The sequence below is a fragment of the Streptomyces sp. AC550_RSS872 genome (assembly GCF_019049285.1).
Lineage (GTDB): Bacteria > Actinomycetota > Actinomycetes > Streptomycetales > Streptomycetaceae > Streptomyces.
Genome location: NZ_JAGMUL010000010.1, coordinates 50,931 through 62,178, shown reverse-complemented (window position 1 = coordinate 62,178; position 11,248 = coordinate 50,931). Strand labels below are relative to the sequence as shown.

General features: G+C 71.2%; 8 protein-coding genes (1 of these 8 running past the window's edge). 1 reads left to right on the top strand and 7 read right to left on the bottom strand.

The annotated features are described in order from the left end of the window. The coding region (locus KUM44_RS04020; RefSeq protein WP_254389012.1) for a nuclear transport factor 2 family protein at positions 1-350 on the top strand (350 nt) is incomplete at its 5' end. Between the two features lie 861 nt (positions 351-1,211). Here the strand turns inward: KUM44_RS04020 and KUM44_RS04015 are convergent. The 7 genes in view from KUM44_RS04015 to KUM44_RS03985 are tightly spaced (at most 31 nt apart) and all read right to left on the bottom strand, a layout consistent with a single transcriptional unit that may run on beyond the window. Beyond that, positions 1,212-1,553 carry an aspartate 1-decarboxylase gene (locus tag KUM44_RS04015; protein ID WP_217206291.1) on the bottom strand — a complete coding sequence of 114 codons (342 nt, stop codon included), beginning with the start codon at positions 1,551-1,553 and terminating at the stop codon, positions 1,212-1,214. Between the two features lie 31 nt (positions 1,554-1,584). After that, the gene (locus tag KUM44_RS04010; protein ID WP_279636571.1) at positions 1,585-1,794 is read right to left on the bottom strand and encodes an MbtH family protein; all 210 of its coding nucleotides are present in this window, start codon (positions 1,792-1,794) and stop codon (positions 1,585-1,587) included. A 21-nt stretch (positions 1,795-1,815) separates the two neighbouring features. Then, positions 1,816-3,030 carry a cytochrome P450 gene (locus KUM44_RS04005; protein ID WP_217206289.1) on the bottom strand — a complete coding sequence of 405 codons (1,215 nt, stop codon included), beginning with the start codon at positions 3,028-3,030 and terminating at the stop codon, positions 1,816-1,818. Between the two features lie 14 nt (positions 3,031-3,044). Next, entirely contained in the window at positions 3,045-4,193 is a 1,149-nt protein-coding gene (locus KUM44_RS04000; RefSeq protein ID WP_217206287.1) for a CaiB/BaiF CoA-transferase family protein, read from the bottom strand. Beyond that, positions 4,190-5,449, bottom strand: a complete 1,260-nt coding sequence (ccrA, locus tag KUM44_RS03995) for a crotonyl-CoA carboxylase/reductase (protein ID WP_217206284.1) — start codon at positions 5,447-5,449, stop codon at positions 4,190-4,192. Before ccrA ends, KUM44_RS04000 begins: the two co-directional genes overlap by 4 nt. After that, on the bottom strand, positions 5,446-6,222 hold the full coding sequence (locus tag KUM44_RS03990) for a thioesterase II family protein (RefSeq protein WP_217206283.1): 777 nt from the start codon (positions 6,220-6,222) through the stop codon (positions 5,446-5,448). Before KUM44_RS03990 ends, ccrA begins: the two co-directional genes overlap by 4 nt. Beyond that, positions 6,219-11,248, bottom strand: partial view of an amino acid adenylation domain-containing protein gene (locus tag KUM44_RS03985; RefSeq protein ID WP_217206282.1) — the 3' end only. 12,922 nt of this gene lie beyond the right edge of the window; only the last 5,030 of its 17,952 coding nucleotides appear in the window; its start codon lies off the right edge, out of view; the stop codon is at positions 6,219-6,221. Before KUM44_RS03985 ends, KUM44_RS03990 begins: the two co-directional genes overlap by 4 nt.

The window sequence follows — 11,248 nt, the reverse complement described above, 5'->3', positions numbered from 1 at the left end:
TCCAGAACATGACCGCTCCCCCAGCTCAAAATCCCAACGAAAAGACGGGACATCAGACCAGAACACCCCAGCTCCCTGAAGATCACTGGCCCGTCACACCCGAGGGCGTCACGGCCGGCGTGATGGAGAAGCTGGGCCAGGACTGGGACGGCTGGACCGCCCACGACGACACCTACATCGTCGACGGCGAGAACGTCGTCGTCCTGGCCCGCTACACCGCGGGCAACAAGGCCACCGGCAAACCGGTCAACGTCCGCGTCGCCCACCACTTCACCGTCCGCGGCGGACTCATCGTCCGCTTCGAACAGTTCGTGGACACGGCGCTCGTACGCGACGCCATGACCGCCTAGCCTTCGATCGTTCATGAGGGCCCGTCAGCTTGCTGACGGGCCCTTTGTGGTGGGTGTGGGTGGGGATTTTCGGAGTCTGGGCAGGTTGAGTGCCCGGTTGTCGCGTCGGGTGTGCGCCGGGTTCCACGGCTCCGGTCGGGGTGGTGCTACTCGCAGGGACGGGAAGGTGCTGGTCAGCCGGGGTTCGGGAGGGCGCGGAGCCGGTCCAGGGCGTCGGTGATCACATCGGTGGTCCCGCCGCACCTGCGGATCTGCCAGTGCCGCGAACGCGGCTGCCTCTGGCACCCCCGCCACCGCGGTTGCGACGGCCCCATCCGCCTCCTCCTCGCCTGCGAACGCGGCGGACGGCTATGGCGGCCCGCCGATGCCTGCAGCGCCTGCGCCGCAGCGACCGACCAGGCCGCCGTCGTACCCGACACGGCCGTGGCCCGCGCCCCGCAGCAGCCAGCCCGCCGGCGCCGGCGCGAACGGCAACCCAGAGTGAACGCCCTCTCAGTGGGCGTTTAGGGATGTCCAGGGGTATGTGTCACCGTTGAGGCCAGCAGCTTTCATGACGCTTCGCCCTGTAGGAGCACATTCGCGCACTCCGAAGTGCCGATCGGACCGCCCGTTTAGTTCGCACATGCCGCTCGAATTCCGTCTGATTTAGCAATGGGCTGGAAGCTCCCTACTGGTAGGGAGCTTCCAGGCATTTCAGGCCATGCGCGTTGGTAATTAAACTAGGCAAAGTATGTTGAAGCGGTCGGCGCGAATCAACATCAAATGCCCACTCAGAGGCCCGGATCGGTGTCCGTGTCGAAGAAGTCTTCGTCTGCGCAGATGAGCCTGGCGCCCCCGGAGCAGCGGGGGCGCCAGGCGATGTCAGCTCCGGCCGCAATGTCGTGTCGTGTCGCCGGGCACCGGTTTTGCCGGATGGTGCCCGAGCTGAATCTGTCGGTTTGCCGCGTCCACGTGCACCACGTGTGGCCGGTGCTCATCGGCCGTGCCATTGACGCCGGTCATCCCGGGTCCGGGCGCGCCGGCGGTCGCGTGGGTCTCCAGACGGGCGCCGTTGGTGACATCGGCGCCTTGCGCCTTCTCGTTCTCCGCGATGCCCGCGGCCGTCGTCAGGCCGCAGGAGGTCGTCAGGGAGCCGGCGTAGTGGAGGTCGGCCCGCGCCGCGGTGGTGCGATGGATCTTGGCGTGCGTCGGGGTCCGTTGCACGGGCCGCCTCGGTTTCGAAGTCCGCGGCAAGTCACTGTTCCATGGCGCGGATCAGGCTCTTGGGGCGCATGTCAGTCCAGTTCTCCTCGATGTAGTCGAGGCAGGACTGCCGGTCCGCCTCACCGTGCACGACGTTCCACCCTTGCGGGACGTCGGCGAATGTCGGCCACAGGGAGTGCTGTCCCTCGTCGTTGACCAGAACGTAGAAGGTGCCGTCCGGGTCGTCGAACGGGTTCGTCATCATGGGCTCCTTGGTCTCTTCTCAGCTGTCTTCTTGCTCGGTCGTCATGCGCACCGACAGGGCCGTCGAGCGCGGGTCGGTGGTCTGTAGGGAAACGTCCTGGTGCAGTGTCAGCCGCGGCGCGACCCGGAACAGGGCCGCCAGTGCGACTTCGGCCATGGTCCGGGCGAGGGCGGCGCCCAGGCAGTAGTGGATCCCGTGGCCGAAGGCCAGGTGCGCCTTGTCCGGCCGGGCCGGGTCGATGGCGTCGGGGTCCGTGAACCGGCGGCGGTCGCGGTTGCCGCTCGCCAGAACCACCTGCACCAGGTCTCCGCGCTCGATGGTCACTCCGGCCAGCTCGACCGGTTCCCGGGCGAAGCGCAGGGTGCCGATCTCGGCGGACCCGTGACGGCGCAGGATCTCCTCCACCAGGTCCGGGATCGCGGCCGCACCGGGTCGCAGCGCTGCGGTGAGCACGAGGACGGCCATGGTTCTGACCAGAAGCGCGGTGGTGCGGTGTCCGGCGAGCAGGATGCTGAGCGCGGTCGAGACGAGTTCGTCCTCGGTGAGCCGGTCACCGGCGTCCCGGGCCCGTGCCAAGGCCGTCAGCAGGTCATCGGCCGTGTACCGCGGGTCGCGGCGCTCGGCGATCTCCTTGCGCATGTATGCGATGAGGTTCCGGGCGTCGTTGGTGACCCTGTCCGGATCACCGCTGGTGAGTCCCTCTGCGGAGGTACGCCACTGTTGCTGGTCCTCGGGCGGCAGTCCGAGGAGTTCTCCGATGACCAGGATGGGCAGCTGGTGGGCGAAGTGCTCCATCAGGTCCACGGTGCCGTCGGCGTCCGCGTGGGCGGGCAGATCTGCGAGGAGGGCATCCACGATGTGCTCGACGCGCGGGCGCAGCCGCTGCACCCGGCGGGCGGTGAAGGCGTGGGAGAGCAGTCGGCGCAGTCTGGTGTGGTCGGGCGGGTCGTATGCGGCGAGTGTCGAGGTCAGTGCGGTGCGCAGGTCGTCCGGCAGCCCCGCGCCGGGCAGCGGAATTTGGTCTTGCCCGGTCAGATCGCTGCTGAAGCGGGGGTCGTTGAGCACCGTGACGATCTCGTCGTGGCCGGTGATCAGCCAGACCTCGACATCGCCGGTGTAGCTGCCGCGGGTCACGGGCGTTTGTGCCGCGAGTTCGCCGTAGCGGGTGTCCCGGTCGGCGGAGGCGAGGATCTTTGCGAGTTGCGGCTCGGCGTCCGGTGGGGACGTGGGCATCTCGGCCTTTCCTGTCATGAGCGCGGTTCCATGGGTGCGAGGACCTCGGCGGTGTGTTCGCCGAGTGCGGGGGCGGGTGCACGGTGGCAGTCCAGTCCCGCGTCGAACAGCACCGGGAAGCGGATCTGGTGCCACCGCTGTTCGCCGGGGGCGCCCGGCACGGTCGTGACGAGGTTCCTGGCCCGGACATGGGGGTCGTCGACGAGGTCCTGCGGCTTGTCGTAGACGGGTGCCCAGGGCACGTCCAGTTCGCCGAGCACCTCGGTCCACGCGGCGAGGTCCCGGGTGGCGAAGACCTCGGTGAGCAGGGCGGACACCGCGTCCTTGTGCCGGGTGCGGTCGGCGCGGCGGTCATAGGCATCGGTGGCCAGCGCTGGGAACTCGTTTGCCAGTCGGTCGCGGAAGGCGCGCCAGAACTTGTCCTCGAAGGTGGCGAAGGACAGTCGGCGGCCGTCGCGCGTGGTGAACACGTCGTTGTCGCCGGTCAGTACGGGGCTGTCGGCCGGGTCGTGAAGGTTGAGCGTCGGCAGTGCGAGCGGTCCGGCCCAGGCTGCGGCCGCTTCGTGCAGGGAGACGTCGACGTGCTGGCCCGCCCCGGTGGCGGACGCGTGCTGCGCGGCGACCACGACGCAGAGCGCGGCGTACATCGAGCCTGCCAGATCGCCGACGCGGACGCCGGGCCGGTCGGTGCGGCCTCCCGGCCGGTTGGGCACCGCGAAGAATCCGGACAGCGCAAGGAAGTTCACGTCGTGGCCGGGACGCTCGGCGTAGGGGCCGGACTGGCCGAAGCCCGACAGCGAGCAGAGCACCACGCGCGGGTTGGCGCGGCGCAGCTCGGTGAAGCCCAGGCCGAGGCGGTCCAGTACGCCGGGCCGGTGGCTCTCGATCACCACGTCGTACTCGGGCAGCAGGTCCAGCAGGGTGCTGCGTCCCTCGGGGCGGACGATGTCCAGCACCGCGGACCGCTTGTTGCGGTTCAGCGCCGCGAACGTCTCGGGCGCGACCTGGCGCAGCGGGTCCCCGCCGGGCGGCTCGATCTTGACCACGTCCGCGCCCAGATCGGCGAGGATCTGGGTGGCGAAGCCGCCCGGCAGCAGCCGGGTCAGGTCCAGGACGCGCAGCCACCCCAGCGGCGGCCATGCGTCAGGTGCCGGCGCGGTCACTTCGCGCCCTCGCCCGGCAGGCCGGTTGTCCCGGGCTCGGGGGCGTTGACCAGCACGGCCATGTTGCCCGGGGGATGGGCGTTGTCGTACATGAGCTGGTGCAGTTCGGCGATGTCCGTGAAGGGCGCGGTCCGGCTCAGGCAGGGGTCGAGCCGGCCGGCCGCGACCAGTTCGGTGACCGCACGGAACTCCTGCGTGTTGGCGCAGTGGGAGCCCTGCAACCGTTTCTGGAACATCCACAGATAGCGCAGGTCCACATCGCCGTTGTAGCCGCTGGTTCCCGCGCAGGTGACCACCATCCCGGCGTTGTCGCAGAGGTACAGCGAGGTGGGGAGTGTGTCCTGGCCCGGGTGTTCGAGCACGATGCGGGGTGAGCGGCGCTCGCCGAGCGCGTCCCAGAAGGCGCGGCCGAAAGCGCGTACGCCGTCGAGCCAGTCCTTGTACGCGGTGGTGTCGGTGTAGTCGGGCAGTCTGCCCCAGTGGTCGAACTCGGTGCGGTTGATCACGCCTTGGGCTCCGAGCCTTCGGCAGTGTTCGGCCTTCTCCTCGCTGGACACCACCGCGATCGGCACACCGCCGAACTGGTGGACGATCTGGATCGCCATCGACCCGAGGCTGCCGGAGCCACCCCACACCAGCACCGGGTCGCCGGGCTGCACAGTGTGCGGTGCCCAGCCGCGCAGCTGGCGGTAGGCGGTGCCGCCGCCGGCGAGGAAGCAGCTGGCTTCCTCCCAGGTGAGCCGTTGCGGCTTGGGGTGCAGTTGGTACTCGTCGACGACGGTGAACTGGGCGAAGGTGCCGAAGTTGAGTTCGTAGCCCCAGGCGGCCTGGGACGTCGAGGTGGTCGGATCGGCGCCGAGCCGGATGTCGTCGGCCTGTTCGTCCCATTTCAGCCCGCCGAAGACGACGTGCTCGCCCGCCTGGAACCGGGTGGCGCCCTCGCCGGTCGCCCAGACCACGCCCGATCCTTCCGAACCGGCGATGTGGAAGTCGTGGGGGTCGCCCTTGCGCTGTCGTGCGGCGATCACGTCGACCGGTGTGCCCAGGCCGGCCCAGATGCCGTTGTAGTTGATGCCGGCTGCCATCACCAGGACCAGGACCTGACCGGGGCCGAGCGGGGGCACGTCCACGACTTCGACCTTGAACGCGTTCTGCGGCATCCCGTATCGCTCCTGACGGATCAGGGCGGCGTACATCTGGCGCGGCACTTCCCCCAGCGGGGGCAGCTCGCCCAGCTCGTAGAGGTCTCGTGTCATGGTGATCCATCTCCGGTCGTGACGAGGTGGCGCAGGGCGTGGCCGGCTGCCTCAGGGTGTTCCAGCAGGTAGAAGTGGCCTCCGGGGAAGCCCTTCAGACGGGGTGGCCGGGGCAGGTCGGCGGCCCACCGCCGGGCCTCGTGGAGGGATGCCTCCTCGTCGTCGGCCCCGTACCAGACGTGGTAGGCCGCGCCGGTGTCCGGCGCATGGCCGGCCGGGGCGGGGGTGGTCGCCCGGTAGGTGTCGACCAGTTGCAGGTCCTGGCCGAGGGCGGTCACGGCCAGGTTGAGCATGTGTGGATCGGCGAAGACCTCGGGCGGGCAGCCGCCGTAGCGGTCGAGGTCCTGGATCAGCTCGGCCCGTGACCGGTGGGTGAACGGCGCCTGGGGATGCGAGGCGATCCGGCTCGTCGTGGCGGGCGAGCGGGATCCTGACAGGACGACGTCGCGCAGCAGGCCGCGTTGTTCTGCCGGCAGCCCCATGACGAGCGCGTGCGCGAGCAGCGCCCCCATGCTGTGGCCGAAGACGGTGGCCGGCCGGTCCACCAGCGACGTGAAGTCGGGTCTGAGCCGGGTCACCGCCTCGGTGAAGGAGTTCGCCGGTGCCTGTCGGTCGTTGGCCTCCAGCAGTGCGACGGCGCAGCCGTCCGGCAGGGTCCTGGCCAGCGGTAGCAACGACACGGCCGACCCGCCCGCGTAGTGCAGGAACAGGACTCGGTGCGGTGCGTCAGCGGGCCCGAGCATCACATGCGCGGACAGTGCTCGGCTCGTCATGCGCCCGCTCCGGTGTCGTCGATGAACTCGCGCAGGACGCTGCCGATGTCGCGCAGCGGTTGGGCGTCGAGCATCTGGTGGTGTTCGCAGTCGATCGGGCGGGTGGTGATCGTGCCGGTGACGTACGGGTTCCAGCGCTCCTGGGTCAGGGGGCCTTCGGCGCGGCCTCGGGCGGCGGGCAGGAAGACCATGTCGCCGTCGAAGGTGCCCGGTGTGTGTGTGGCCGAGAGTTCGGTGAAGTGCCGTGCGATCTCCACCAGGCGCGAGGAGCGCTCGCCCAGAAGGGCGACCATGGGATTGTCGTGTTCGCGCAGCAGCGCTTGGGCGCTGTGCGCTGTCAGGTCCTCGGGCAGCCGCTCGGGCGGGCCGTCGACCGATTCGAGCAGCGAGCGCAGGATCGTCGCGTGGTCGGGGAGACGGGTCGCCACGCCGTCCGCCGGCGCGGTGTCGAGGAGGGCGAGGAACGTCACCTCCTTGCCCGTGTCGCGCAGCATCCTGGCGACCTCGTGGGCGACCAGTCCGCCGAAGGACCAGCCGAGCAGCCGGTAGGGGCCCGGTGACAGCTCTGTGATGCGCGCCGCGTAGTTGGCGGCGATCTCGGACACGGTGCCCGGCAGTGGGCCCTTGTCGTCGTATCCGCGGGCCTGGAGGGCGTAGATCGGTATGCCGCGCGGGAGTTCGCGGATCAGTCCCGAGTACCGCCAGCCCAGCCCGCTCGCAGGGGGGAAACAGTACACCGGGGCTTTGGTGCCCTCGGCGCGCAGCGGCAGCACGGTGTCGAAGGCCGTGTCAGGCGCGATTGCGCCGCCGGTGATGTGACGCGCGGCGAGAGCGGCGACCGTGGGGTCGCGGAAGAGGTCCCTGATGGTGGTCTGCCCGCCCAGCCGGTGCCGGATCCTGCCGATGAGCCGCATCGCGAGCAGGGAGTCGCCGCCCAGGTCGAAGAAGTCGTCGTCGGTGCCGACCTCGGCCACGCCGAGCACCTCGCGGTACAGCGCGCAGAGGGCTTCTTCGACCTGGTTGGCCGGGGTGACGAGGCGGCGGGGTGCGGCGGTCGCCGCGCCGAGGGCTTGCCGGTCGACCTTTCCGTTGGGTGTCACCGGCAGGCAGTCGCGGATCTGGACGGCCGCCGGTATCTGGTAGGCCGGCAGCAGGTCCTCGGCGTACCGGATCAGCTCGGCCTCCTCGGGCATCTGTCCCGCTGCCGGGACGACGTGCGCCGTCAGACGTGCGCGCGCCGGTTCACCGGACGCCACCACGACGCAGTGCGCGACCGCCGGGTGGGTGGCCAACGCCGTCTCGGTCTCGCCCGGTTCGACCCTGAATCCCCGGATCTTGAGCTGTGCGTCCACCCGGCCGACGTAGTCGAGCCGGCCGTCCGGGCCGAGCCGTGCGAGATCGCCGGTGCGGAACATCCGCTCGCCCGAACCGTCCACCTCGGCGACGTACCGCGCCGCGGTGAGCCCAGGCTGTGCGATGTAGCCGCGGCCGACTCCGTCGCCCGCGATGTAGACCTCGCCGATGGAGCCGTCGGGGACCGGGCGCAGCGCGTCGTCGAGCAGACGGATGCGGGTGCCGGGCAGCGGCTGTCCGATCGGGACGCTCTCGCCGACGGTGTCGGCGGCGGGTATCCGGTGGGCCGTGGCGAACACGGTGGTCTCGGTCGGGCCGTATCCGTTCATCAGGGTCAGTCCGGGGTGCCGGCGCAGGAGGTCCTTCGCGGTCGCGGGCGGGACGACGTCCCCGCCGGTCCACACCTCGCGCAGGTCCGCGAAGCACGAGGGCTCGTCCTCCACGAGGATGCGGAACAGGCCGGCGGTGAACCAGGCCCGGGTGACTTGCCCCGCCCGGATGACGCGGGCGAGCGTGGCGGTGTCGGGGTCGCCGCCGGGCGCGAGCACCGCGCAGCCGCCGTTGAGCAGGGTGCCCCAGATCTCCAGGGTGGAGGCGTCGAAGGCGAGCGGGCTGTGCACGAGGACTCGTCGCGGTGTGCGCAACGCGTCCTGTCCCGCGAGCCAGGCGATCTCGCGCCGGGACACCGCGACGCCCTTGGGGCGCCCGCTCGATCCGGAGGTGTACATGACGTAGGCCAGGGCTCGTGCGGGTACCGGGCGCGGTTCGGCGCCGGCTGTCTCGCTCTCGCCGGACGGTTCGGCGGGGTCCGGGGCGATGACCGGGATCCCGAGGTCTGCGGGAACATCGCCGTCGGCCAGCAGGACGGTGGCCGAGGACTCGGCGATGATCTCGCGCATGCGCCGGGCGGGGAATCGCCGGTCGAGCGGCACGTATCCGGCGCCCGCCTTCAGGACCCCGAGCAGGGCGGCGATCATCGCGGGTGTGCGGTCGAGGAGCAGGGCGACCGTGCTGTGCGGCCCGGCCCCGGCCGCGGCGAGAGTGCGGGCCAACCGGTCGGACCAGGCGTCGAGTTCCGCGTAGGTGACGGTGTGGTCCTGGCCGGCGACGGCCGGGTGGTCCGGTGTCTGGGCCACCCGGTCGGCGAAGACCGCGACGGGGTCGCGGTGCGGCGTCGGACCGGCCGGTGGGACGGGTGACGCGGTGCCGGCCGGCCGGCCGGCGACCTGCTCGACGGGCCGGCCGGGGTCGGCCGCCAAAGACTCCAGTACGTCGCACAGCCAGGTCATGACCTGCTCGGCCCGCTCCGGCGGGATCAGGTCCGCCCGGTGGATCAGCCGCAGCCCGAGCCCGTCGGGAGCGGCGGCGGCCATCAGGCCCAGCGGATAGTGCATCCCGTCCCTGGCCTGCTCCAGCCGTACGGCCTCCTCGCCCGCTGCGGTCCGCACGGCGCTTGCGTCGACCGGATAGTTCTCGAAGGCCACCAGGGTGTCGAACAGTTCACCGGCACCGGCCAGGCGGTGCACGGCGGCGAGCGTGAGGTGATGTGCCTCGCCCAGGGCCGCTTGTTCGCTCTGCAGACGCCGCAGCAGTTCCGCGGCGCTCTCCCCCGGGCGCGGTCGCAGCCGGACGGGGACCGTGTTGATGAAACAGCCGATCATCGACTCGATGCCGGGTACGGCCGGGGGCCTGCCTGACACCACGCTGCCGAAGACCACGTCCCACCGTCCGGTGAGCCGCCCGAGTACCAGCCCCCAGGCGGTGTGCACCAGGGTGCTGGTGGTGACCCCGAGGCTGCGGCCGGTGTCCCGCAGCGTTGCGGTGACCCGCTCGGGCAGCCGTCGGCGCAGCTCCCGCCGAGGTCCCGCGGTGCGGGGCGCGCCCGGGACGACGCGGCAGCCGTCCATCCCCGACAGTGCTGCCCGCCAGGTGTCTTCGGCAGCCTGGACGTCCTGCTGTGCCAGCCATGACGCGTACGCCCGGTAGGGAGTCACCGCCGGCAGTGCGTCGCCGTCGGGACGGCAGGCGGCGAAGATCTCGCGCAGCAGCAACGGCAGCGACCAGCCGTCCAGCAGCATGTGGTGGTTGGTCACGACGAGCCGGTGCTCGGCGGATCGCCCGGGCGCCGCGTGGCCGTCGTCGGACAGCCGCACCAGCAGGAAGCGGGCCAGGGGCGGCTTTGCCGGGTCGAATCCCTCTCGTCGTTCCGCCGCGGCGAGCGCGGCCAGTTCGGCCTGGTCCGCCGCGGTGCGCACCCGCCACGGCACGGTGACCTTCTCGGGAATCACCTGCACCCAGGGGCCGTCCGGTGGCTGGACGAACGCCGCGCGCAGGGCGTCATGCCGGTCGAGGACGGTCTGCACCGCATGCTCCAGCGTGTCCGGGCTCGGGCTGCCGGGCACGGCGAGGACGGTCTGTACGACATAGGGGTCGTCCCCCTCGGGCTCGTCCTCGCAGGGATCACCGGCGTCGAAGCGTCCTTGCAGGAGTGCGTGGAAGAGCATGCCTTCCTGGAGCGGTGCGAGCGGCAGCACGTCGGCCGGTGCCGGCCAGGTCCGCTCGATCCAGTCCACCTGTTTCTGGTCCAGGTCGACGAGCGGAAAGTCCGAGGGCGTGCGGCCGCCGGCCGTACGGCGTGCGTGGTCGACGATGCCGGCCAGCGCCTCGAACCACAGGTCGGCCAGTTCCGCCACGTCCCGTTCGGCCAGCAGACCGCTCGGCCATGTCCAGTTGGCGACCAGCCGCGGTCCCTGCGGGGTGTCCCTGACCAGGGTGTCGAGCGCCACGGTGTGGGCCAGCGCCCGGGTGGCGGTGTCCTGGGGCAGGGCCGCCGCGACGTCGGTCTCGTCCGAACCGCTCAGCCGGCCGAGGTAGTTCACGCAGATCTGCGGCGCGCCCGCCCGTGCCAGGGCGGACATCGTCTGCGGGTTGAGGTAGCGCAGCAGTCCGAACCCGATGCCGCTGTCAGGAACCGACCGCATCTGCTCCTTGACGCGCTTGACGGCCGCGCCGACGCTGTCGTCTGCGCGGCGGACCTCGGCCCAGTCCAGTGTCCCGGGATCGAGCGCCACCGGGTGCAGGGTGGTGAACCAGCCGACGGTCCGGGTCAGGTCCGTGCCGTCGTGCTCGACCCGGCCATGGCCCTCGACGTCGACGAGGACCGCGCTCGTGGCCGGGATGTCCCGCCGCGTCCGCCATTCGTCCACGGCCAGGGCCACGGCGGTGAGCAGGGCGTCGGTGACCTGGCCGTGGAACGCCGCGGGCACTTCGGTGAGCAGTGCGGCCGTGGTCTTGTTCGGCGCCGTCCGCCGCAGGGAGCGGGCGGTGGCGACCGTGTCCGTTTCGGGATCGAGGGCGCGCTCGCCCAGCAAGGGGTCGGGGGTGCGCAGCACCGTCGCCCAGTGGCGGGTTTCGGCCAGCCGGGTGCGGTTTCCGCAGGAGGCGACCAGCTCTTCCGCCCAGCGCTTGAACGAGGTGCCGACGGGCGCCAGTTCGATGGGGCGGCCCGCCGCCAGGTCGGCGAAGACCGCCGCCAGATCGGCAGCCAGGATGCGCCAGGACACGGCGTCGATCACCAGGTGGTGTGCGGTGAGGGCCAGCCGGCCGGCCCTGCCGGGCCCGCTCGACAGCCAGGCCGCTTTGAGCATGACCCCGTTGTCCGGGTCCAGGCGGG